Source organism: Endozoicomonas gorgoniicola (genome assembly GCF_025562715.2).
In the GTDB taxonomy this organism is placed as follows: Bacteria; Pseudomonadota; Gammaproteobacteria; order Pseudomonadales; family Endozoicomonadaceae; genus Endozoicomonas_A; species Endozoicomonas_A gorgoniicola.
This window is the reverse complement of the sequence record NZ_JAPFCC010000002.1, coordinates 31,915-54,159: the sequence shown is the minus strand read 5'-3', so window position 1 is coordinate 54,159 and position 22,245 is coordinate 31,915. Positions and strand designations below refer to the sequence as shown.

Below are 22,245 nucleotides of genomic sequence, written 5' to 3'. Positions count from 1 at the left end.
CCAGCTGGATATGTCCCCGCTGCTGGCTGAGTCTGTGCGCAGAATCAGCAATGCAGAATCCATCAGTGCCATGTTCCAGTAATATCAAGGGCTTGCGCTGATTTAGGCAATCCGTACAAAAAGACCCACGTCGTTTGATTTGGGTCTTTTTTTTGTTTTTGAGGCAAAAAAATTACAAAAAAAATTACAAAAAATGCCATTTGTCAGACTTGCGTCGTAGAACCCGGTTAACGGGTACTGTCTATTTTTACGGCTGTACGAAGGTACACTTTCTTGGAGCTAAGCGTCTTGTGTCCGGAGTAATTTTCGGTATGGTCGCTAACGCCTTTTGCCTTTAGATCGTGGAACGTGAATTTTTCTTCTGGCGTGATTACGCCTTTATTGACCAGTCGGGTCATAGTCTTTCTGAACCGGTTTGAAAACGTCTGTGGAGCTATCGAGGCTCCGTCTGGATCATGGATTAAGCGTGTTGATCCTGTTGCCCGGCAGGCGCTTTTGGCTAACTCTATAGCTTCCCTCAACCGGGGAGACCATTTGGTCAGCTCGGTTATTGAACCTTTATCTCTGCGGAGTAATATGCCTTCTTCAAGCAGGTCGTCATCTTTCAGCTCTAACACTTCAGCTTCTCTGGCGCGGCAAAGGTACGCCAGTTCCATAGCAGCCTGGTAGGCAGGCCGTATATGAGCAAATACTTTTTCGTATGTGTCATCAGTGACATAAACATCCTGACGTGAATCTTCCTTGAAGCTGATTTTTAATTGGTCAAATGGGTTGGGTGGAATGTTTTCAAATTCTCCGACAGCCCACTTCCATGCAGCGGCCATAAACCCCTTGTGTTTGTTTCTGGTGGCATTTCCGTCAACGGTCAGCAGGTATTTCTTAATCAGGGGTGGCGAGACTCTTTCCAAAGGACACTTTCCAAAGGCGTTCCCTTTTTTGCCTTTTTTGGTGCAAATTTTATGGAAGTAGATCAGCCTCATTTCCTGAGTCTTGACGGCAAGTTCTTTGAATTCAGGTGAATCAAGATAAGCCTTAAGCATCCATTCGATAGTTCTTTCATTACCTTCAATGAATTTTTTGTATTCGAACCAGACCCTGTGCAAAGGCTCTTTATCACTACAGAGTACAGTCTGCTCACCTCTTGAAGGCTTGCCGTTTATGCAGCCAAGATAAGGCCAGTGAACGTACCTCTTACCTTGCTTGAATACATCGGGTGGGAGACTGCTACTTCTTTTTCTGCCCATTTATTACCAATCCCATTCTTCTTTCTTTTTGCCACTCAGGGTAGTGTCTATCTGGTTGATAGTGGTAATTATTTCGCCGCCCTTACCTCTGGCGAAAGGGATATTATTTTCGATAAGGAAGTCGATCAGTGGCTTTTGCTGCTTGAAACCAGTCCAGTCTTTAAGCTGTGCTTCTTTAATAAGCTGCTGGTTGTTTTTATTACTTTCCATAGCATCACCTACTCTCTTAAAGGCGTGTCCGGGCTTTCATGATTTGATCAATAACGGACAGATAAATACGCTGGGGTCTATGTATTGCAAGCTGTGCGGCGACTAGAATCAAGGCTCGCTCTGAAAGCTCGATGGCAGTTTGCCTTTTGCCCTGATCAAAAAGACAGGTCAACTCAATGTCGTTTCCCTGAATCCGGCCATCTTCAGCCCCTTTTTCAATACTCTGCACTACGCTGGCATGTTCAATGCCGAAATGCTTTGCAAGCAGCAGTGAATTTGTCCTGAGCTTATTGCCTTTGATAAATACCAGATCGTTCATCACTCACCTCAATAATCAACTGGCTGTACACCCTGACAAGCCAGAACATCCAATTTCTTAACAGGCTTCTTCCAGCTCAACACCCAGCTTTTTAGCAAAGTACTGAATACCCTTTGGTGTCACGTAGGTCTGCATTCTTGCCTTGTCGTCAACAATGGTGGCCTTTACTTCAAAAATGTTCTGCTCGGTATAGCGAACCTTGGCCACCAGGGCGGTTCCCTGATAGAAGAGGTATTCACCTTTCAAGCCCTGAATGAACTTGTTGGGCTTGCCTGTCAGCAGGCGACCGGCGTTTTGCAGGGTGAAAAGCCCTTCACGGTTGGCGTATTGCTCGTAGAAGTGAACCTTGGGCTGATCCTTTTCTATCTTGCTGGATTGTTGCTCAATCTGGGCGGTCTGGTGTTCGATGACCTCCTGTAGTTTTACGACCCTTGTAACGGACTGATGGATAATGCCTGCCAGTTGACGGGTATCGCTCCAGTCGATTTCACTGATGCCGTAGCTTCCGGTTTTGCGAATGGAGGGCAGGACTTCTGAAGTAATCCATTTCTTGAATTTTGCAGCCTCCGGCTTGCGTGACTTCAATACGCAAGAATAGAGTCCAGATTCATTGATAATGCTTACTTTTTGATCTCCACCAAGGGTACTCATAGTAGTAGTACCCTTTTCGTCACTGTCTAAGTGCTTGGTTCCGTTGTAGGCATCCCTGAATCCGAGCGAGTCAGTGACATCTTTTGCAACAAACCAAATTTCACCATCTTCCCCGGTTACGGTGCGCAGGCTTCCGAACAGTGGGTTGTTAAAGGTGGTTAGATTAGACATGGTTTCTCTCCCTTTTAGTTATTTTGGCTGTAGAGTTGGGCGGTTGCGGTCAGGTCTTCCAGATCGTTTTCCATAGCATCAATGCCCCACAAACAAGTCTTCCAAAGTTGCACCGTCATCAAACATCTTGTGATGCGGTTCACTGGCCAGTGGTTCGGTGCCGCTCCAGTCCTGGGGCCAGGTGTCCGCGTTAATGAGTTGGAGAATCCTCCGCTTCTCTTCATCGTTCAGCAGATCAATAACCGGTCTGCCGGTTCGCATAGCCTGATCATTAACCTGATCCTGAATGCGACAGACTTCATCAAGAGCCCATAAGCGGGCATCCATGGTTAATGGCCCCATTCTTTGCTGGCCTGCTGCAAGGGAGCCGTCTTTGTTGGTTTTACCGGCAGGCTGGCGAAGCCGGTTACCGGGCAGCCTGAGTTGTTCGTATAATGGCTTTAGTCCGGTTAAAGGTTTGAGGTATGCCCAGTGCGGTTGCTGAATGACGGTTGCCAGCGCCTTGTCTTCCTGCGCTAAAGGGCAACCAATGCAGCCTGTTCTGGCATTTACTTCTTCAGCTTCATCACCTCCGTAGGCATCAGCGATTGCAGCGGTTGACCAGTCACCGAACTCATAGGAAGGAGCCCAGTGCTTCAGCCATTCCCAGATGTGACAGACTCGCCAGTGCAGCAGGGGAGCCAGTGTGCTAATTCGGTTTCTAAGCCCTTTTGCATTAGGTAGCGCTTCCTGAAACCAGCCCTGACCACATTCAGCCCCATCCTTGCCGCAGCTCATGATGATGCGGCTGTCCCTGATGGCTGACTCTCCCTGACGAACACCTGTAATGGTCAGGATTTTCCCACTCTCATTTGCCAGATGGTTAAGGGCTTCTTCCATTGGCTTCATTTTTTATTCTGGGAGTACACCAGCGTAGGGTTCCGTTATTCGGTGGAGGAACTCCGCGACCCAGCATATAAACCATGAAGCGGTTATCAAGGTCTGCCATTACTCGCTAAAACTCTATATTTCTTTCTTCCAGCTCTTCACTGATTTGATTGGCGGCAATGGCCAGAGGGGGTAGTTCCATGCGTGTATCGGCAAGCAGGACGGTAAATCGTTTTGGAGTTGGGATTTTTCCGGTTTCCATCAGATAGACCAGAAGCGTTACTAGCGCCGTTGAGTCTTTTCCGCCGGACCAGGTTGTAACCCAGTGGTCATGATCCGGGCCATAAGCGTTCATGCTTTGAATGGTCATTTCGATGGATTCGGTCATTTGCAGGCGCTTTGAAAATCCGTCGAAAATTGAAGCCTGTTGATTGTGTGTTTCCATTTCAGGCCACCTCGGATGTTTCAATAGCAAGAACATTGGCTTTTACCAGAGCCTCTGAAAACTGTGGCGGTACGGCATTTCCGCATCGAGCTACCTGACTCTTTTTTGAGAGCCTTTTGCCACTGGCATCACGATCAATGATGTAATCCACCGTAAAACCATTAGCGTTATAGAGTTCCCGGGGAGAAAGCATCCGCATAGCGATATCAACAATCTGGTACAGCTCACCTTTCACAGTCACCAGACCGAAACGTTCTCTGGTTGTAATGGTGTGGATAGGCTCTCGCAGTGAGACAGCGTTATCGCCTGATCCGTAGTACTTCACCAGAAAAGCGTGAACTTTCTCAGAGTGGTTGTTTCTCTTTTCCAGTTGGGCTGTCACCAGTGCGTTATGATCAGCAGTGGTTATGGTGTGCAGAGACTCTTTTATTGATGAGCCGGTCACGCCTGTGTAGTGTTTGGCGATGAAGGCCGTCACCAGAGAGAAGGCTCCGCCCTTTGGTGAAGCTGTGATTGTTCTGATCGGTTGTTCAATATCATGTACCAGGTCACGACCGTTATAATGCGCAATAGGAACAATGAACGGCTTTGGATCATTAACGACAAACTTCTGTATACCCTTGGCGATTCTGCGCAGAGTGTTATCTGCCAGTGGCCTGGCTCTTTCAAAGATACTTTGACTGGGAATACTCCAGTCGATACATTCAGCCGCTGACCTGTATGGCTGGTGAGTACCCGGGCCATGAGTCGCAACAGGCCAGACAATAGGCTGACCATCGCAGCGAGCAATCAGGAACAGTCTTTTTCTGATAGTCGGAGCGCCGTAGTCACAGGCTCTCAGTTCTTTCCACTCAACTTTGTAGCCGAGACTGTTTAGCTTCTGCACGAACTCTTTGAACGTTTCGCCCTTGCGGATCGGGCAGGGTTGGTTGTTTTCAAGCAGTGGTCCCCAGTCCTGAAACTCTTCCACGTTTTCCAGGATAATGACTCTGGGTTTAACTCGTTTGGCCCAGCGAACCGCTACCCAGGCTAACCCCCGAATCTTCTTGCTTTTTGGTTTGCCGCCACGGGCTTTGCTGTGGTGAGTGCAGTCAGGTGAGAACCAGGCTAAACCCACGGGACGACCATTGCAGGCTTTTACTGGGTCAACCTTCCACACGGATTCACAGTAATGTTTTGTGTGCGGGTGATTAATTGTGTGCATTGCGATAGCTTCCGGGTCGTGGTTGATGGCTATATCAACCGGTCTGCCCAGAGCCATTTCAATACCGGTACTTGCCCCACCGCCACCAGCGAAATTATCAACGATCAGCTCCCCCGAGAAATTAAGCCCCATTTGAGGATTGATTCGATATTTTTTGTTTTCCTTTTCCATGGCGCAAAAGCTCCCCGTCAGCTTAATTAGCCGATTTTTTTATTTAGTACTGTTGTTAATGAGAAAAACCGGATGCGTCCGTATAATTCTCGAAACCAATTGTTTTTTGAGTATTAGGCGGACTGGTATGGATAATCCCGTGAATTGGCATTATCCAGAGCCAGTTGACCTACTAAGGGTTATCTGCCTTTGGCTAATTTCAGTGTTTCGTCCCAGACAGTATCGAATGAAACTGAATCATGGTATCCAGCTTCTTCTTTTGCCCTGCGTAGCCAGTCACGTCTAGCCTGTGCCGATTCCTTTAATCGAACTTTCTCTCTTTCGGCTGCACCGGCTCTACGATCAGCTTCATCCAAATCGCTTTTCAATTTGCTCACGATTTTTCTTATTTCTTTCTGGTCATAGCCACACACAAAACCATCTTCTGAGTTGTGCCTGTATTGCCTTAACGCTGGTGCAAGCAGTTCTGATATATCCATGTTTCAAGTCCTGTATGTTAACGACACCAGTGTCGTTGAGATCGTGCCAATCGGCAGATAACAAGTCGTTCGAATGGACGTGCCTACGGCACGCCACTCAACTCTGCGTTATGTGGCTTAATCAGGCATAGCGTAATCAATGGTATAACTGAAGTCTGTGGCATCAATCGTGCCTTTCAAATGCCAGTTACCAACCTCTAATCCGTTTTCAGTTTGAGGTTTTATCCAGTTCTCTATCCAGTTCTCTATACCAATGGCGTTCAGGTTCCCTTCGAGCGCACCGTCTGGATCGTCATAATCAGTGATAGCGACACCGAATAGACCTATTGTTAGCCAGACCTCAAACATATATTTTTTCATGCTTAATCCAACTCTTTCCAAAATAGAAATTGTTCGTGGTATGTTCCAAGTTGGAACCAGCCACATAACAAATGCTTCCAATGGACAGCCTACGGCTGCCACTGAACCAGGCGTTATCTGGCTCCAATCAGCCTAAGTGCTTTTGCGATAACCCTTGGGTCGTTACATTCACCTTTTATAAGTGAATAGTCGATGTAGTAACGACTCCTGAATATATCTCCCCATCTGAATTTCAATATGCAGCCAGTGGGTAAAACATCAACACAGTAACCTGTCACTACTTCGTATCCGTAACTTGCTGTGTACCACTTACCAACTCTTATTGGTTCCAGCTCTCCATTGATATTTTGTATAGCTGGTAGTGTCCTAATTTCCATGTTGCGAGTTCCTCGTTTACCGCCAGATAACAAAGTTTTCCAAGGGACTCCGCTACGCTGCGCCCCTGAAAACGGGGTTATGTGTCTGTGCGAGTTATTACAATCTTCCAGTCCCCTTTGGGTTCTCCGGCATGAGAAACACCCTTAAAGGTCAAAGTAGTTTCTGCCGAGTTACTTTTTTCAGCCAAACTGATAAGCAGGTGAGCGCCGCATGTAATATGTGCGGCATCTTGACCAAACTCATCTTGCATTTTGATGGCGGTTCTCTTTACCAGTTTGCCCAGTGCTTCATCGCTCCAATCTAAATACGTCGGGTCGGCCTTTTCTTTTTCTGTTAAAACCAGTTCTGCCATTTTCTTTATCCTTCTAGTTCGTGCCTATTGCCACATAACAATTTTATCCAACGGATGCGCCTTCGGCACACCGTTGATAAAGGGGTTAGCTGCCTGAATCAGCCACGTAGTCAGTGAAAGGTTTGCAGTGGCCGATAGCTCCATCAGCATCAGCAACACAAACCAGTAAATTTACAGTTTTCTCTGGGGCTGGTATCAGCCACTCGACAGCTTTCATTCCAGACATCATCAGACAACCGATCAGGAAGAAAGCAACCATTGAGGCAAGTGGGGTTTTAAAAAAGTCTTTCATACTGACTCCACTGGTAGTCTGTTCGGTTTCTTAGCCTTTCCTGGTAATGCTCCGGTCTGGCTTTCATATCTAAATAAAGTGCGTACTGTTGTCGGGAGAACTTCAAGCAAGTTTCGGGATCTTTCGATTCCATTGATTGAAGTCTCCACCATATAGCAGACAACTTATAAATCTCTGGCTTGCTGGATTTTTCACGCAGCCTTGAAACCTGAATCATCGCCATTCTTATTGGTGTCACTTTCTCTTCCGGTTTAATTGCCTGGTTTATTAAATGGCTTCCACTTTGTAATTGCCCGATCTGGATCATTAGCAAACCAAGTCGTTCCGTAATGCTCTCCGGTCTTGCAATAATCAATTTCAACATCAATGTCATCACCGAAATAAACCAGCACTGGAACGTCATCTTCTGGCAATTCTTTATCAGCATCTATCCATGTATTGTCTTCCTTGCCAGCTCTAACCCCATTCTCATAAGCATGTCTAATCCAAAATAATATATTCCATATCTCGTCATCAGGGGTATCTTCGTGAACATCAAGCACTGGCTCACCATCCTGATCAACACAAAGGGCTCTAAACTCATAACCGGCAGTACTGCGCCAGATTTGATAGTCTTTTTTTTCGTACATGGCTTTTATTCCTTGTCTCCTGATTCAAACCGCACACACTTAACCACCAGTCCATCCCGGTGCTTCTCAATCACCGGCATGGTTGAAAAGCTCAGGTCTGAACAATCCTGCTTCAGGCGCCGGCAATTCATACACATGCTGCCTTTTGGCTGATACTTCGGGGTCTTTGCTTTTTTGGCACTGAATGCGCAGGTCATTACCCACCCCGATAGTTTTGTGGTTGCTGCTGGTAGGGCTGCCCCTGCTGTTGTGTGTGGGCTGGCTGCTGCCCTGCCGGTTGCTGTTGGTAGCCTACCTGTTGGGGTTGCTGATAGCCACCTTGTTGATTGCTTTGGTTCTGGTCATCCTGCCGACTGTCCAGCATATGCAGCTGACCAGAGAAACCGTCAACGATGACTTCTGTGGTGTAGCGATCCTGCCCGGTGTTCTTGTCCTGCCATTTTCTGGTTTGCAGTTTGCCTTCCAGGTAAACCTTGCTTCCCTTCTTCAGGTACTGCTGGGCAATCTCTGCCAGCTTGCCGAATACCACAGCACGGTGCCATTCAACACGCTCCTGCTTCTGACCGCTGTTCTTGTCTGTCCAGCTTTCAGAAGTGGCGACGTTCAGGTTTGCCACGGCGGAACCGTTCGGCGTAAACCGTACATCAGGGTCGCCGCCCAGGTTGCCGATCAGGATGACTTTGTTTACGCCTCTTGCCATGATGAAATCTCCTTTCCTTATCGTTGTTTAAACCGAGCCTTTTCAGTTCATGCTCAGGAACACCCAGGGGGCGCGTGTTAATCCGTGGTCGTTTGGGGATCAGGTGACCAGCCTGCACAGCAAACCTTCAAGCTGCTTTTTGTTTAATCCGAACCCGGCGAACGATGACTTCCAGTTCGTATTCAGCTTCATCATCGCTGTATTGCAGTTCGTGAAGCTCTTCATCACCAAAGAAGTATTCAAGGGCTTCCCGGTCATCACGGCTGGCTACTGCCGCCTTTAATTCAGAGTCATTGAAGTCAACGGCCTTTGTCGTTTTTGCTTCCGGTAAAGCCGCAAGTGGCTCATCGCTTGGAAATTCACTGCCGCAAATCAGCGAGTGATCTTCTGCAACTTCCGGAACCGCAAGCTCTTCTTCCATGCGCCGGGCAAACTCAGCATCGGCTTTTTTCTGAAGCGCTTCTTTTGCCTTCCGTTCTTCTTCCAGGCGAATCCGTTCCCGTTCTGCTTCAAGGCGTTTTTCTTCGGCGGCCTTGTGCTCATTGATTCTGGATTCAACAACCAGCTTCATATGGTCGTATTCCATGACCAGTACGTCCTGAATATCCGCAAACAGGAAATCGTAGTCTCTGGCAGTGTCTTCAAAGAAGGTCAGGTTGGTTTCGATCTTTTCCCGGTAGCCGGTGGCCTCGATCTTAGCCTGGGCTAAAGTGTCATTGACGGCTTCACGGATTTTCTTGATTGCGCTTCTGCCTTTGATGGCGCCCTGAAAATCAGCGACAACGGCAGGAATGGAAACAGGAAGCCTGAGGTTGAGCTGGGTGATGTGTTCATTCAGCTTGCTTTGTGCGTCGGCAATGACTTCCAGCTTGATAGCATCCTTGCGAGCCTTGACCAGCTTGTTCAGCTCCAGTCGCTTGCTGCGCATTTCTTCCTTCAGGTGATCCACGGTGCGGAACAGTTCGTCAATGTCGGCGGTCTGTGCCAGCGCCTGCTTCTTAACGATATCCAGTTCCTTTTCAGCCTTGGTGCAGAACTTGACGGTCTGTTCCGCGTCGGCAAAGTCCTGATCGGTTTGCAGGTCGGTATTGATGGACTGGATAAACGACAGAGCCTGAGATTTGAAAGCGGGCAGGTTAGAGTTTTTCACCTCACCGACCAGTTGAATACTCAGGGCGGGCAGTTCCATCAGTTCCTTACCGACAGGTTGAATAACTTCAGGCTGCTGTTCCTGATGGAAGTTGCCAAGGTCAATGGCGAATTGTTCCCAGCCTTTAATAAGCGCCTGCTGTCGCTCAGGAACAGGCAGGTATTCCATGGATTCGAATTGTTCCTGTGTACCATTGGAGGTGACAAAAATCGCCTTCTCTGCACCGCTGATTAGTAACTGCTGTTCAAGCTGCCAGTAGTAGTGAGGCTCCAGGTCATTGTTACGAACCTGAACCGCCAGCTTTTCATTCCAGAGCTTGTGCTCAAACACAATAAAGTCATCAACGGTAATGCCGTCGTAAGATGCCAGCAGGTTATGATCACCAACGGCAGTGGCCGGATACAACTCTTCACCAATCATGGCTTCCACCAGTGGACGGGCTGCTTCTTCGGCGGCGTGACCCCGGTCGAACAGTGCCTGCATTTGCAGGGTGACTTCTTTGGTCTGCCCGGTGGCTTTCTGCTTTAGCAGTTCATCCCGACTGGTGTATTTGGAAGCGCCCATCATGGCTGGAGCTTCGCTGGCGGTAAAGTGGTTGGCTCTCAGGTCGAGCCATTCCTGTGAACCCTGTTGTACGTTAATGTATTTCATTACGCTCTCCCTACTGCATTGATCTGTTGTTTTTGCTGGTCAGTCAGCACGCCCCTGGTTTCGATCTTGGCAATCAGGGCTTCCGGGCTGGTTTTTCCGCTCTGGATAGCTTGCTGCCATTTCGGGAAGTTGCTGAGGAAGTTTTCACCGGGGTAATACTGAACACTTAAAGGCTCTGTTACTTCCTGCTGAACGACCTTAAACTGACCTTCAAGCTCATTACCTTCTTGCTGATTAACGACGTTGACCGCTTCAGCAAACCGTTCGGACTGACCCGCAGAAGGCCATTGCTTGGAAGCTCTTTTGATGATGGCCTTTTTAGCCATTTCGCCATACCAGCTTTCCCAGACCGCCTTTGTCTTGGCTTTGCTCTTGATGTAATCAATCTCAGCCTTGCTCATTACGTCGGTCAGGTAGTCACCAGCTGCGGTTTTTGCTATGCAATAAACACCCGTCGTCTGACCACGATCAGCAAAGGGGTTCATTCGGTGTACGGGCTTTTCGCAAGGTCCCAGGTATTCAAAATGGTCAGACTCGCAGACTATTTCAGCCTTCACGAAAGCTATTGCGCCACTATCGACAGCCACTTTCATCAAGCCTTTGAAGCTGATTCTCAACTGGCACTCAGTACGGGATGCCGCTTTGTTGTATTCAGGCACCAGATAAGCCAGCCCGTAAGCAGGGTTCAGCGTCAGGCCAACAGACGCAACATTGATAATGGCGTTCTGAATGCTGACCGGGTCGCACTTCTGCAAAAATGGGTTTTTATAAAGCACCTCAATGGCGAACTGGCTTTCTTCTGCCCACTTCACCAGATTTTCAGCGGCGGCAATCTGCGTGAATTTTGATTGCATGGCCTCTATAGTGCCTTCAATTTGCAGGGGCTGGCGTGCGGTGTTGTTTTGATAATTACCCATAATCACATCCCCTCCAGCCAGTTTTTGTTGTACTCATCCGCCAGTGCTTTTTCTGCTGCCCGGGCTTCTTCCAGCTTTTCCTGATAGTGATAGAACTCTATGGTCGCCTGATCGACTTTTTCACAAGCATTGCTGACTTTATCCATCAGGGTTTTAACGTTGTGTCTGGCACTGTCCAGACGACTTTTCAGGATGATGTCTGATGCGTTCATTGTTGCGGCTCCAGCTTTTCCCTGACGATCAGGTCAATGGCCTTATTCAGGGTCAGGTCTGGGTCGTCCCACAGAAGGCGCAAGGTGTTCAGAACGTCGTCATTGACTTGCAGGTGGTGGAAACGTGGGGCGATATGTACGCGGGAGGTATCCAGAGTTTTCTTGCCGTTGTCGTAAACCTCTTCACTCAGGCTTTCAATCTGAAGCTCTCTGATTTCACGCAAGCCCTCATCGTGGGCGTGCTGGTCTATTTGTGCCGAAACGTGGCAGTAGGGGGTTCCGTTCATTGTTTTTGTTCCTATTTTGTCTTTTTGTTTGCTCTGATCTATAAGTTAGTCCTATTTGTTTATTGTGTCAACACAAAAGGTTTATAAAAGGTGTATTTATGTGTATTGGTAAAATGTAGCTAAATCAATGGAAGTACAAAAGTATCAACTCCCGGTTGAAAGCATGATTATTGAAGGTATTTGTTTAGGTGCTTGTAGGCCGAACTGCATAATCGGCTAAATATGACGGGCTTGAATGGAGACTCTTTTCGTAAGAGTTATTTCGGCGGAGTTGCTCTGTTAGTTTTAGCTTGGTCAGGTATATCAAGTTCAGACATTACCTGTTCATATAATGCTTGATCTCTAATGTCGCGATGCGTGGTTTCTAATTCGAGCAGATATTCTAACGGGACTGGCAGCTGAGTACTAAGACCTCTCCCATCACTAAAAGGTATCGGCATAAGGAAGAGATCCTCATCTTTATTTACCGTTATGACCCATATTCGGCCAGTTTTGGTATCTAGCATGTATTGATCTCTTCGCATTTCAGATATTTGCGAAAACACATAACGTCCATTTTTACTGCTTGCTATCTCGTTATATATCTCAGACTCCTGTTCGTCGGAGGCAATAGAGGTCATTGCTAGTGTAGACAGCATGAGAAGTAGGGAGGTTTTTATCATTTTTATTTCTCCTGTGTTGTTAAATTAGGTCAAAGCGATTCACCCACGGTTCAAGGCTTTTACCACTTGCAGTTCCATCCTTAGTGTTGATGTCAATACGCGGCTTTTCTTTGCTGCGTAGCACCTGATATTCCTCTCTGGGTATAAAGGCAAAATCAAGACAATAGTCGCCTATCAGGGCAATAGCCAGAAAGTCTGGCTGCATTGGGGTTATTGGTGGACAGAGCCAGCCAGTAAAGCCCGGCATAGGAATGAACAGGCTGATTGTAACCAGTGATTTAGAGGGGGTGGCTACACGAAATTCCGAGTTTCCAGAATCTAATAACTGAAGGCCGTTCTCTAATAACCGGGATTCAAGCTCATCTTCAATTTGACGGGTTACATGCTTTCTGCCTTTTAGCCAGTCACGTTGCGCTTGTGTATAGGTTGCCGCCAAACGTTCAGCTTGCCTGTAAGAGTCAAGAACAGTACTGAATGCAGTAAAGCTTTCATCTTGGTTCTGCTTTTGATCCAGCCATTGCTCAGGAAGGCCAAAAGACTCCTCTATCTGCCTGGCAATTTTATGTCCGATGTTTTTCGGATTTTTCTCTTTAAGCAGTTCATTAATCTGCTGGGGCGACTTACCAAGGGTTCGAGCGAACTTAGCCTTGGTAATGCCTTTCTCTTTGATTAACTGGAGGGCGTTAGTACGCCTTATCTGTCTGATGTCCATCCGCTTATTTTATAGCAGGCATTTTGCAGAGGTAGACGAAAAAAGATTGATAGAGCTTGCTAATATACACCAAATATCTTTATTATTGCTTTAGGAAATAAACAGGGAGACGATAATGAACTTTAAGAAGTTCTGGAAGGAGCTAACAGAGCAGGAAAGGGATGACTTTTGTAGAAGAGTCGGGTGCAGCAAGGATGTAGTTCGCAATGTGTACCTGTCGCCAAACCCTTTGCGCAGGAACCACCCATCAAAAATGCGACTCGCAAGAATGGTGGTGTTTAGCAATAACAAATTAAAGGTAGGTTCGCTGTTGAAGTATTTCAGCGGTGAAGGTGTAGAGCAGTTGATAGGAGAAGTACAGAAAGTAAAAGACCCCGTTTCCGGGGCCTGAGCAAACGTCCAATGTGAAATAGGAAAACACAATGAACAATAACAGTATCGTCAAGGCTGACAAAAAAAACAACCCCCAACGTCCTTACCAGTCACTGGGACAGTGTATCAGGACACTGCGGGAAGGCGAGGGGCTGAGCATTACCGATGCCGCTGACCGTATTGGTTGCGGTGAATCCACCTTGCAGGAATGGGAAGCCGGGCTGACCCTTCCGAAAGATTCCAACGTCCGCAAGCTGGCGCAAATCTTCGATACCACTCCCGCTAACCTGCTGCTGGGCATGTCCCTTTTGCAGAAGCCTGAGCTGGTGACGGAAGAGAACGCCGAAGAGAAAGCCGTTACCCGCGACCTGTGGACTGAGATTCAGGTATCCGGTCTTCCGGTATCGGACGAAAAGCCTCCCCACTGGCTGGCACCTGACTCTGAGCAGGAAATCGAGCAGGCCAGAGGCACCAGCTTTACCGGCAGCACGTCAGCGTCGTTTGGCATTAGTCGTGTAACGGGCAAAGGCGTTACTGCGGTGCGGATCGTCAAGCTGGCAAAGCTGATTGAACTGGATGACCTTGAAATCGCTGAGCTGTTGCTTGGCCTTGGGGTTCCCACTGAAACGATCAGGGATGTGCTGGGGGGCTGGGCATGAGCAGGATTCGCACTGTGAAGCCTGACCTGTTCAAGCATGACGAACTTTTTGAGGCTGAGCATGAAACCGGCTTGCCTTTAAGGATTGCTTTTGTAGGTCTCTTCACTGTTTGTGATCGGGAGGGTCGGTTCGCCTGGCGTCCTCGTCGCCTGAAGATCGAGATACTTCCTTATGATGATATCGACTTTACACGCGTACTTGACGCGTTAAAGACGCGTGGCTTTCTCGTCCATTACGAAAATTCAGGCGTTGAATACGGGTGTATTCCGAGCTTTACCAGTCATCAAATGATCAATAACAAGGAGCAAGCCTCAAGCATTCCATCAGTTGAGAGTGGTGATTCAAGACTGATTAAGTCTGAAACCCTTGTAAACACTCAGTCTGAACCAGAAAAAGAGACTGATATTTCACGCGTGGCTGACGCGATAGTTACGCGTGAAGGTAATTCTCAAGGGGAAGGGAAAGGAAGGGAAGGGAAAGGAAAGGAAGGAGTTGCGTCTTACGACGCTTGTCCAGCGGTCGCTGAACCGATGCCGACCGATTCACTCCCTGATCAACCGGCAAAGCCAAACCGTTCCGGTGAAATCTCAACCGTGTTCGAACACTGGCAAACCGTGTTCAACCACCCGCAGGCCAAGCTGGACGACAAGCGCAAGCGGTACATTCGTCAGGCACTGAAGTCTGGCTACACGGTGATTCAACTCAAGCAGGCCATCGACGGCTGTAGCCGTACACCTCACAACATCGGGCAGAACGACCGGGGGCAGGTGTACGACGGGATTCATGTGATCTTTCGGGATGCTGACCAGATCGACCGGTTTATCCGCAATGCTGACCAACCCGCTGTAGCGCAAATGAGCAAGGCCGGTCGTGTGACCCAGGCATCGGCTAAGGCGGTGATGGCGGAAATGTTCGGGGAGGGTACTCATGGACGTTAAAAACCCCCAGCAGGTGGAAGAGTTCACCAGCCTGATGACCGGCATCGCTGAGTACTACGGGAACGAGCTGTCACCGTCAGGCATCAAGGTTTACATGCTCGGCCTGCAACGTTTCGAGCTGCCTGACCTCAAACGAGCTTGCAGCCTGCACATGCAGAGCCCGGACAAGGGGCAGTTCATGCCGAAAGTGGCTGACCTGATTCGCATCATCGAGGGCGATACCGGCAGCCAGGCAGGTCAGGCATGGGTGAAGGCTGACAAGGCGCTACGGATTCAGGGGCCGTACCGTGACGTGTGTTTTGATGACCCGATCATCCATCGGGTGATTGACGACATGGGCGGCTGGATTCACTTCTGCACCCGCGCTGATGAAAACGAATACCCCTTCCAGCAGAAGGAGTTTGAACGACGCTATCAGGGCTATGCAGTCAGACCTTTGCAGGATTATCCAAAGCTGCTGGTTGGCATGGCAACTCACCAAAACGGAGTCAAGGGGCATAGTCGCAGAGAGTTGCCTGCACTGATCGGTGATGTCGATGCCGCTATGCGGGTTTATCAGGGTGGCGTTAATCCTGCCCAGCAGATCAATGACAAGCGCACCAGTGTTGCAAAGTTTATTGCCAGCATGGAGTCAAAGACCGGCAAGTCACTGGCTATTGAAAACCAGTCCCGGGGGAAGGAATCCGACCATGAACAGGACGCTTAAAACTTTCACCGAACAGGATGAACACGGCAACACTCTGCTGGACGATCTGGCAGGCGGTGCGATGTTTGCCGGATTTGTCGTGTACCTGCTGTGGCTTCTTGGCAGTACGGAGCCTTACCACAACACGGAAGCGGCAACCGCTTTCACCACTGAGCTGTCCATCAAGCCATCAGACGAAAAGGGAATCGAGCCATGAGCAACCAAAGCGTTCAGCAGATTGAAGGTCTGGAAACCGGCGAGCGGTATGCCGTGAAGAAAAACCTGCAAGGTTACAAAAAAACTGTGGCTGGCGGTGATTGAACAGGCAGTGAAGGACGTGGTGAAGATGAACGACCCGGCAGTGCGTGTCAGTTCTCCGGAGTACCGCTACCTGACTGAGAACAGCAAGGGCTTCCAGCTGGCGTGTGCAGGTGCCGGGCTTGATCCGTTTGCCACGTCCAGCCTGATGAAAACCCACCTGACCAGTCAGAAGAACTTTCTGGCGTTCAAGGCCAGGTATCGCAGCAAGCACCAGACGGAAGCGGCTTAAAGGGGAGTTGGTATGCCTGAACTGACATTGATTAAACGACTGGACGGTTCTTTTGTCCCGGCTACCCATCAGGATGCGCAGCACTGCGAAAAGATCAAGGTTGGCGCGGGCATACGGGCTGAGTGGAAGCAGAAGCGGAACATCAGGTTTCACAGGAAGTATTTCGCTTTGCTGAACATTGGTTTCGATGCGTTTGATCCGGGTATTCAGGAGTACAAAGGGTTCCCGGTGCAAAAGAGCTTTGAGCGTTACCGCAAGGACGTGATCTGTGCAGCGGGGTTTTATGACGTGATTGCCAATCTGAATGGTGACGTACGACGGGAAGCCCACAGTATCTCATTCGGGCGCATGAGCCCTGAGCAGTTTGAGGAGTTGTACAGCAAAAGCATCGACGTGACATTACAGCGTGTGCTGACCAACTACACACACAGCGACCTGGACCAACAGGTTAACCGGATTTTGGGAATGTGCTGATGAGCAGGAAGCAGAAGACCCGGGCAGAAAAAAAACACTTGTCCGATGTGGCGGCGCTGGGCTGTATTGCTTGCCGTCGTATGGGCTACGGAGAGACCCCGGCAGAGGTTCACCACATAACCAGTGGTTACGGCATGGGTGAAATGCGGGATGACCTGAAGGTGATCCCCTTATGCCCTGAACATCATCGCACCGGTAAAGACGCCATTCACGTGAGCCCGGCACTGTTTGAGCGTCGGTTCGGGCATGAACTTGAATTGCTGGAGCAGACTTGTTCAGACCTTGGTATCTATCGGGCGTCGTTTGTGGGAGGAAGAGTATGAGCAACAGTTTCACAATGACGGTTAGTCAGAGTACGACTAACCCCGGTGATTATTTCATCAGCATGGGAGAAGGCGAGGACGAGAAGCTGAGTCAGCATCTGGTCCATCTGCGGTTCACTGATTTGCCAATGCTGGATGAGGACTTTCTCGACGAGGTGGTGTGTGATATTGCCGAGAAGCTGGCAGAGCGAAACATTGAGTTTCGCACCTGCGGCAGTGCCAGTGCAGAGCCGGATCGTAAGGCAAAGAAGCTGACCGAGCGGATTATGAAAGGTCTTGGCATGAAGCCAGTAAAAGAAAAAAAGAGGTGGCTATGAGCATCAATAGCCGCAACAAGGGCGCAGCCGGAGAGCGTGAGTTTTGCCGGGAGTTGGAGGTTCTGACGGGTATCAGGTTGATTCGCAACCTGGAGCAGTCCCGCAGTGGTGGGTACGACCTGATTCCTGAGGACAAGGCAGTGCAGGATAGCTGGCCCTGGGCATTGGAGATCAAGCGTTACGCCAGTGTTTCAGATGCAAAGGTGCAGGGCTGGCTGAATCAGGCGGTTGAGCAGGCAGAGTCAGCCGGTAAGCAGCCCGTACTGGCTTACCGGGCGGATCGTCAGGACTGGAACATCGTACTGCCCGTGGGGCAGTGGGACATTTTACCGGAGTCAAAGGGTACAGAGGGATACCAGTGGGCAACGGTGGATATAGGGCTGGCAGCTGTGATTCTTGCCGGGCATTTTGAGCTGAAACTGAAGGAGAGTTGATTCGTGTTCACGAAACGAAAAAACAGATCAGTCAAAGAAGTTTACGAAAGTGTGGTTTCTGAGCTGAAAGAGATCGAGAAAGAGCAGCAGGAAGAAATCAACAAATGTAACGGTGTCATCCAGACTGCACAAAAACGGCTTGGGCTGGCAGATGATGAAATCAGTAAAGCCCGTCTGGGCATAAAGGGCTTTGCTGAAATGTTTGGCCTTAAAGCCCAAGAGCAGTGAAGCAAACTACCCAAATTGAAGAGCGAAAATAATGTCTGACCAAAAAATAGAAGAGATGATTCAGAAAAAAAATCTCAATGCGCCTCGCATTACTCCTGAGCATATTGAAAGCACCATTATTAAGGCGGATTACCACGTATTTCCCGGTACCCAGCTGACAATATGCTGCCTGACTTTGAAAAATGGTTTCACGGTGACTGGTGAAAGTGCCTGCGCCAGCCCGGAAAACTTTGATGAAGATATCGGGAAGGAAATTGCTTACGGCAACGCCTTTGAGAAAGTGTGGTCTCTGGAGGGCTATCTGCTAAAGGAGCATCTGCATGAGCAAATTGCAGATGAGCAATATTTCGTTGAGTACATCGCCAAAGTAGCTCATGAAGTCAATGCTGCGTACTGCAAGGCTCTGGGTGATGACTCTCAGACCTCGTGGGATGATGCACCTGAATGGCAAAAGCAAAGTGCAGTCACAGGCGTAAGATTTCATCTGGAAAATCCGGACGCCTCAGCTTCTGCATCCCATGAAAGCTGGCTTGCAGAAAAGCAGGCTGATGGCTGGGTGTATGGAGAAGTCAAAGACCCCGCTAAGAAAGAGCACCCCTGCGTGGTTCCTTTCAGCAAGCTACCTGTTGAGCAGCAAGCCAAGGACTTTCTGTTCAGACAGGTCGTACACAGCCTGAAATAAAAAAACTGCGCCGCCTGTAAGGGGCGTTTAAATCAAGGCGACTTCGGTCGCCTGTTTGCAGGAGGCATCATGGTTACGGAACGGCAACAGCAGGCAGTAGAGGCTTATAACGATCATTCCCTGACAACCCAGGAAGCGGCAGACCTGATTAATATGAATCACCGCAACTTTCTGCGCATGATCAAAAAGGTGCGGGACAGTGGCGAGGTGATGCTGAAAGACCGGAAGAACATCCGGCAGATGTCTGTTTGCGTGAATAACGATAACCCTGCCGCAGAGCCTGAAATTGTTGAGCCTGCATGGGACGTAGAGCATGTTTCACAACGTACCGGAAAGATTCAGCATCACCTGAACCAGACCCGATCAGGCCGTTATGTGATTACCGCCGCACAGAACGCTACGCCGGTTCACAAGGATTTCTGGATTGCCCTGCAACACTACTGCAAGGCCAATAATGCCGAACTGCTGGTGATCCCTTACCGCTACAAGAACGTCACCAATATTCACACCACGAAAGACCGGGGGCAGGAGTGGTGGTCAGCGGAAGTACTGCCGTTTATCTGTGACCAGCGTATTCAGATTAATGACAACCTTGTGGTGTTCGGGGATATTTCCATTCAGCCGACGGCGGTGAACCCTCTGTCTGGCTTTGAGAGCATCAGTCAGGACAAGTCGGCGATATTCGGGCATAGCAAACGGCAGCTGACCACGATCCCGACCCCCCAAAGCCGGTTGCCAAAGATTTTGACAACATCAGGCGTCTGCACAATCAAGAACTATGTGCCAGCCAAGGCAGGCAAGAAAGCGGAGTTTCATCATTGCCTGGGCGCAGCCGTAGTGGAGGTGTGTGGCGATCATGTTTACCACATGCGACAAATTAACGCCTGTAGTGACGGTTCGTTCATTGACTTAAACAAGGAGTATACGGTTTCAGGCGTTCAGGCCGCCGGACGACCACTGGCTATTGAACTGGGTGACAGTCATGCGTTTATGGAAGACCGACGGGTATCCATTGCCACCTTTGAGTCGGACGACAGTATTTGTGCTGTGCTTAATCCTGAAAGGGTTGTTGTTAATGATGTGCTGGATTTTCATAGCCGCAATCATCATCACAAGAACGATCCGCTTTATAACTACTGGAAGCATCACAGCCATACGGACTGTGTTGAAAGTGAGATCAAACTGACCTGTCATTACATCGACCGTATTCGCTGGCCTGTCATTATCAAACGCAGTAATCACGATGAAGCTATGGAACGCTGGCTGAAAGAAGCTGACCCGAAACACGACCCCCGCAATGCCCGGCTTTATCACGCCACAATGGCACAGATTCTCACCATTCATGATGAGCGCATGGCAGCCGGTCTGGTTTATGAAAGCGTTGATCCTTTTGAACTGGTAGCCCGGCAACATCTGGAGCATTCAGACGTTCGGTTTTTGCGTCGGGATGAAAGCTGTGTGATTGGGGGTGTAGAGGTCAGCTATCACGGCGATCAGGGACCGAACGGTGTAAGGGGTTCCAGAAAGGCATTTACCCGCATCGGGGTAAAAGTCACCATTGGTCACAGTCATTCACCCGGTATTGAGGAGGGGGTTTACCAGGTAGGCGTATCGGCAAAGATGGACATGGGTTACAACAAAGGCCCCGGTAGCTGGCTGCATACTCACTGTGTCACGTATGCCAATGGCAAGCGCACGCTGATTAATGTGATTGACGGGCAATGGAGGGCAACCGAATGAGCATGTACCCAAGTGTCGGCGGGGCGCTGATTAACGCATTCAACCCCGGTCTGTTTGACAGCTATAAAAGCGCGGGCTGGCAAAGACTGGCCTCTGCTTTGGCGGATAAGTATCCGGAGCTGGACTTACCGGTCTCGGAAGTTCCCAGCTTCGACAATGACCGGCTCAGGCGTGTGGACTGGGCAACACAGGCAGGCATGACGGCGGGCGTACTCAGGCACCAGTTGCGCCACGTTGACTATCATCTGCTGAAGATGCGCTACACCCACGACGGCAACCAGATTGTGACGGGCAACCACCGGCTGATGTTGAGCATGACCGACAACCTTCGGGCTGCACTGGTAGAGGGTTGGCCTGTGCTGCGGCATGAGTTGATCCGACAGCGGATGATTCGTGCCAGTGTGCTGAACAATGAAACCCGGTTGCAGTATATGGCATTGAGGGCTTTAAGGCCGGATGTGGTGGAGAAGGTGTTTCAGGCTCAGGGGAGTGAGCAGCAGGCGACGGTGAATAATCAGCAGTTAGAGGTTAAAAAAGCGGTTGTTGAGTTGATTACCAGGGCAATGATTCGGGCTGAGTCAGTGCTTGAATCGAATGAGCTGGTGAAAACTGAGGCTTTTTAAAATTAATAGTTACAAAAAGTAGGTATTTATATATCGTTATAATCTAGCAAGTACCCCGTTTACCTATAATAATTATAGGTGTAGCATTGAGAACCTGATTATGACAAACCGCACCAGTAAGGTTGTCACCTTGCCTTTCATAAAAGCAGGTGAAGTAAGGCAAGAGATTGCCAGAATTGCAAAAGATGAATCTCATAATCTGGACTTTCTTGATCATGCCCTGTTGCGTATGCAGGAAAGGGAAGTCACTACCCGGCAAATTTTGAATGTACTCAAGAATGGTGAACAGATTGGCGATGTAACCTGGTGTACCGATCAGGAGAAAGGCTGGAGGTGCAGGTTATCTCGTGTAACAGCCGGAGTGAAAATTACTGTAGTAGCAAAGGTTGTGCAAAGAGAAAACACGACTTGCTTGGTGATCACCACATGGGAGGGTTGATTATGTACCATTATACCGCTTGTGGGCTGGATAATATTTACCTGAAGAACGGCTATCAAAAGAACAGCTCGCCTTCCGGTGAAGGTATTTCGATCCATGACATGGACGGCCTGCACATGGCTATCGCTAAAGGGCTGGTCAACATGGAAGCTCCGCTGCAAGCTAAAGAGTTTCGCTTCCTGAGGATAGAGCTGGACTTGTCCCAGAAGGCTTTGGGTAATTTGTTGGATAAGTCCGACCAGATTATTGCTATGTGGGAAAAAGGAACTCAAGCAATCCCCGTGCTGGCGGACAAGGCTATCAGGGATTTATATATGGAATCCATCGGTGAAGGTGCTGTTGCAGGTATTCTTAATAAACTGGCAGAACTGGACAGGCAGTATCATGAACTGGTGCTGAACCTTGTGGAAACCGGTGAAGGCTGGGATGTGGAGATTCAGGCAGCATGAAACCAGACAAGAAAAAAAACAGCAAGAAGCAGGCTTTGAAAATGACCGAGAAAGACCTGAAATGTTTGCTTATGCTGTCAAAAAAAGAGCTCAGTGACTCACGCAAGAAAAACTATCGCCCTGAGTTCAGTTAACGGTTTGCAACTTCAGTGATCCAGTGATAACTTTATAGTCAGAGTTGAAGTATTTGCGCCCTGATTGTTTTGCAGTCGGGGCGTTTTCGTTTCTGGAGTTCGGCAAGGCTCGACCTGTAAGCCCTGGCTACTTGA

The 22,245-nt window shown here is 49.0% G+C and carries 38 protein-coding genes; 17 read left to right on the top strand and 21 right to left on the bottom strand.

Annotated elements, in window-relative coordinates; all coding sequences use genetic code 11:
- Positions 1–227: 227 nt before the first annotated feature.
- The 21 genes from NX722_RS28650 to NX722_RS28550 form a co-directional block, all read right to left on the bottom strand.
- Complete coding sequence (locus NX722_RS28650) at positions 228–1,244, bottom strand: site-specific integrase (protein ID WP_262566122.1); 1,017 nt, start codon at positions 1,242–1,244, stop codon at positions 228–230.
- A gap of 3 nt (positions 1,245–1,247) precedes the next feature.
- Positions 1,248–1,454 (bottom strand): hypothetical protein, encoded by a 207-nt coding sequence (locus NX722_RS28645; protein ID WP_262566123.1) that lies wholly within the window; start codon positions 1,452–1,454, stop codon positions 1,248–1,250.
- A 16-nt stretch (positions 1,455–1,470) separates the two neighbouring features.
- On the bottom strand, positions 1,471–1,773 hold the full coding sequence (locus tag NX722_RS28640; protein ID WP_262566124.1) for a Rha family transcriptional regulator: 303 nt from the start codon (positions 1,771–1,773) through the stop codon (positions 1,471–1,473).
- A gap of 57 nt (positions 1,774–1,830) precedes the next feature.
- Positions 1,831–2,595: a phage antirepressor KilAC domain-containing protein gene (locus NX722_RS28635; protein WP_262566125.1), complete on the bottom strand. Its 765-nt coding sequence runs from the start codon at positions 2,593–2,595 to the stop codon at positions 1,831–1,833.
- Positions 2,596–2,673: 78 nt separating this feature from the next.
- On the bottom strand, positions 2,674–3,483 hold the full coding sequence (locus NX722_RS28630; protein WP_262566126.1) for an adenine nucleotide alpha hydrolase family protein: 810 nt from the start codon (positions 3,481–3,483) through the stop codon (positions 2,674–2,676).
- Between the two features lie 106 nt (positions 3,484–3,589).
- Positions 3,590–3,907, bottom strand: a complete 318-nt coding sequence (locus NX722_RS28625; protein WP_262566127.1) for an adenine nucleotide alpha hydrolase family protein — start codon at positions 3,905–3,907, stop codon at positions 3,590–3,592.
- Position 3,908: 1 nt separating this feature from the next.
- A complete protein-coding gene (locus NX722_RS28620; protein WP_262566128.1) occupies positions 3,909–5,282 on the bottom strand; it encodes a DNA cytosine methyltransferase in 1,374 nt (457 codons plus the stop codon).
- 179 nt (positions 5,283–5,461) lie between these two features.
- Positions 5,462–5,761 (bottom strand): hypothetical protein, encoded by a 300-nt coding sequence (locus tag NX722_RS28615; RefSeq protein ID WP_262566129.1) that lies wholly within the window; start codon positions 5,759–5,761, stop codon positions 5,462–5,464.
- 117 nt (positions 5,762–5,878) lie between these two features.
- The gene (locus tag NX722_RS28610; protein ID WP_262566130.1) at positions 5,879–6,121 is read right to left on the bottom strand and encodes a hypothetical protein; all 243 of its coding nucleotides are present in this window, start codon (positions 6,119–6,121) and stop codon (positions 5,879–5,881) included.
- 113 nt (positions 6,122–6,234) lie between these two features.
- Positions 6,235–6,498 (bottom strand): hypothetical protein, encoded by a 264-nt coding sequence (locus NX722_RS28605; protein ID WP_262566131.1) that lies wholly within the window; start codon positions 6,496–6,498, stop codon positions 6,235–6,237.
- Between the two features lie 77 nt (positions 6,499–6,575).
- Entirely contained in the window at positions 6,576–6,851 is a 276-nt protein-coding gene (locus tag NX722_RS28600; protein ID WP_262566132.1) for a hypothetical protein, read from the bottom strand.
- Positions 6,852–6,936: 85 nt separating this feature from the next.
- Positions 6,937–7,143 (bottom strand): hypothetical protein, encoded by a 207-nt coding sequence (locus NX722_RS28595; RefSeq protein WP_262566133.1) that lies wholly within the window; start codon positions 7,141–7,143, stop codon positions 6,937–6,939.
- A gap of 251 nt (positions 7,144–7,394) precedes the next feature.
- Complete coding sequence (locus tag NX722_RS28590) at positions 7,395–7,772, bottom strand: hypothetical protein (RefSeq protein ID WP_262566134.1); 378 nt, start codon at positions 7,770–7,772, stop codon at positions 7,395–7,397.
- Between the two features lie 5 nt (positions 7,773–7,777).
- Complete coding sequence (locus NX722_RS28585) at positions 7,778–7,903, bottom strand: hypothetical protein (RefSeq protein ID WP_265442401.1); 126 nt, start codon at positions 7,901–7,903, stop codon at positions 7,778–7,780.
- A 65-nt stretch (positions 7,904–7,968) separates the two neighbouring features.
- Positions 7,969–8,472 (bottom strand): single-stranded DNA-binding protein, encoded by a 504-nt coding sequence (ssb, locus tag NX722_RS28580; protein WP_322740961.1) that lies wholly within the window; start codon positions 8,470–8,472, stop codon positions 7,969–7,971.
- Positions 8,473–8,599: 127 nt separating this feature from the next.
- Entirely contained in the window at positions 8,600–10,273 is a 1,674-nt protein-coding gene (locus tag NX722_RS28575) for a YqaJ viral recombinase family protein (RefSeq protein WP_262566136.1), read from the bottom strand.
- Positions 10,273–11,190, bottom strand: coding sequence for a recombinase RecT (locus NX722_RS28570; RefSeq protein WP_262566137.1), 918 nt, complete (start codon positions 11,188–11,190; stop codon positions 10,273–10,275). Before NX722_RS28570 ends, NX722_RS28575 begins: the two co-directional genes overlap by 1 nt.
- 2 nt (positions 11,191–11,192) lie before the next feature.
- Positions 11,193–11,402 carry a hypothetical protein gene (locus tag NX722_RS28565; protein ID WP_262566138.1) on the bottom strand — a complete coding sequence of 70 codons (210 nt, stop codon included), beginning with the start codon at positions 11,400–11,402 and terminating at the stop codon, positions 11,193–11,195.
- A complete protein-coding gene (locus NX722_RS28560; protein WP_262566139.1) occupies positions 11,399–11,689 on the bottom strand; it encodes a hypothetical protein in 291 nt (96 codons plus the stop codon). Before NX722_RS28560 ends, NX722_RS28565 begins: the two co-directional genes overlap by 4 nt.
- Positions 11,690–11,946: 257 nt before the next feature.
- Positions 11,947–12,351 carry a hypothetical protein gene (locus tag NX722_RS28555; protein ID WP_262566140.1) on the bottom strand — a complete coding sequence of 135 codons (405 nt, stop codon included), beginning with the start codon at positions 12,349–12,351 and terminating at the stop codon, positions 11,947–11,949.
- 19 nt (positions 12,352–12,370) lie between these two features.
- Positions 12,371–13,063, bottom strand: a complete 693-nt coding sequence (locus tag NX722_RS28550) for a helix-turn-helix transcriptional regulator (RefSeq protein WP_262566141.1) — start codon at positions 13,061–13,063, stop codon at positions 12,371–12,373.
- Between the two features lie 115 nt (positions 13,064–13,178).
- Here NX722_RS28550 and NX722_RS28545 point away from each other — a divergent pair, with 115 nt between their 5' ends.
- From NX722_RS28545 to NX722_RS28465, 17 genes are all read left to right on the top strand, one after another.
- Entirely contained in the window at positions 13,179–13,454 is a 276-nt protein-coding gene (locus NX722_RS28545; RefSeq protein WP_262566142.1) for a hypothetical protein, read from the top strand.
- 31 nt (positions 13,455–13,485) lie between these two features.
- Entirely contained in the window at positions 13,486–14,094 is a 609-nt protein-coding gene (locus NX722_RS28540) for a helix-turn-helix domain-containing protein (RefSeq protein ID WP_262566143.1), read from the top strand.
- Entirely contained in the window at positions 14,091–15,032 is a 942-nt protein-coding gene (locus tag NX722_RS28535; RefSeq protein ID WP_262566144.1) for a hypothetical protein, read from the top strand. The genes NX722_RS28540 and NX722_RS28535 overlap by 4 nt, the downstream gene beginning before the upstream one ends.
- A complete protein-coding gene (locus tag NX722_RS28530; protein WP_262566145.1) occupies positions 15,022–15,738 on the top strand; it encodes a DUF6475 domain-containing protein in 717 nt (238 codons plus the stop codon). Before NX722_RS28535 ends, NX722_RS28530 begins: the two co-directional genes overlap by 11 nt.
- Entirely contained in the window at positions 15,722–15,934 is a 213-nt protein-coding gene (locus NX722_RS28525; RefSeq protein WP_262566146.1) for a hypothetical protein, read from the top strand. The genes NX722_RS28530 and NX722_RS28525 overlap by 17 nt, the downstream gene beginning before the upstream one ends.
- Before the next feature lie 129 nt (positions 15,935–16,063).
- Positions 16,064–16,267 (top strand): hypothetical protein, encoded by a 204-nt coding sequence (locus NX722_RS28520; protein WP_262568780.1) that lies wholly within the window; start codon positions 16,064–16,066, stop codon positions 16,265–16,267.
- A gap of 12 nt (positions 16,268–16,279) precedes the next feature.
- Complete coding sequence (locus tag NX722_RS28515; RefSeq protein ID WP_262568779.1) at positions 16,280–16,741, top strand: DUF1367 family protein; 462 nt, start codon at positions 16,280–16,282, stop codon at positions 16,739–16,741.
- Entirely contained in the window at positions 16,741–17,064 is a 324-nt protein-coding gene (locus tag NX722_RS28510) for a Ref family protein (protein WP_262568778.1), read from the top strand. Before NX722_RS28515 ends, NX722_RS28510 begins: the two co-directional genes overlap by 1 nt.
- Entirely contained in the window at positions 17,061–17,381 is a 321-nt protein-coding gene (locus NX722_RS28505; RefSeq protein ID WP_262568777.1) for a hypothetical protein, read from the top strand. The genes NX722_RS28510 and NX722_RS28505 overlap by 4 nt, the downstream gene beginning before the upstream one ends.
- Positions 17,378–17,815 (top strand): putative PDDEXK endonuclease, encoded by a 438-nt coding sequence (locus NX722_RS28500; RefSeq protein ID WP_262568776.1) that lies wholly within the window; start codon positions 17,378–17,380, stop codon positions 17,813–17,815. Before NX722_RS28505 ends, NX722_RS28500 begins: the two co-directional genes overlap by 4 nt.
- Before the next feature lie 3 nt (positions 17,816–17,818).
- On the top strand, positions 17,819–18,043 hold the full coding sequence (locus NX722_RS28495) for a hypothetical protein (RefSeq protein ID WP_262568775.1): 225 nt from the start codon (positions 17,819–17,821) through the stop codon (positions 18,041–18,043).
- A 31-nt stretch (positions 18,044–18,074) separates the two neighbouring features.
- A complete protein-coding gene (locus tag NX722_RS28490) occupies positions 18,075–18,725 on the top strand; it encodes a Gp49 family protein (RefSeq protein WP_265442403.1) in 651 nt (216 codons plus the stop codon).
- A gap of 69 nt (positions 18,726–18,794) precedes the next feature.
- A complete protein-coding gene (locus NX722_RS28485; protein WP_262568774.1) occupies positions 18,795–20,465 on the top strand; it encodes a hypothetical protein in 1,671 nt (556 codons plus the stop codon).
- On the top strand, positions 20,462–21,088 hold the full coding sequence (locus tag NX722_RS28480; protein ID WP_262568773.1) for a hypothetical protein: 627 nt from the start codon (positions 20,462–20,464) through the stop codon (positions 21,086–21,088). Before NX722_RS28485 ends, NX722_RS28480 begins: the two co-directional genes overlap by 4 nt.
- Before the next feature lie 100 nt (positions 21,089–21,188).
- Positions 21,189–21,527 (top strand): DUF4258 domain-containing protein, encoded by a 339-nt coding sequence (locus NX722_RS28475; protein WP_262568772.1) that lies wholly within the window; start codon positions 21,189–21,191, stop codon positions 21,525–21,527.
- Positions 21,497–21,976, top strand: coding sequence for a helix-turn-helix domain-containing protein (locus NX722_RS28470; RefSeq protein ID WP_262568771.1), 480 nt, complete (start codon positions 21,497–21,499; stop codon positions 21,974–21,976). Before NX722_RS28475 ends, NX722_RS28470 begins: the two co-directional genes overlap by 31 nt.
- Positions 21,973–22,110, top strand: coding sequence for a hypothetical protein (locus tag NX722_RS28465; protein ID WP_262568770.1), 138 nt, complete (start codon positions 21,973–21,975; stop codon positions 22,108–22,110). The genes NX722_RS28470 and NX722_RS28465 overlap by 4 nt, the downstream gene beginning before the upstream one ends.
- Positions 22,111–22,245: the final 135 nt, after the last annotated feature.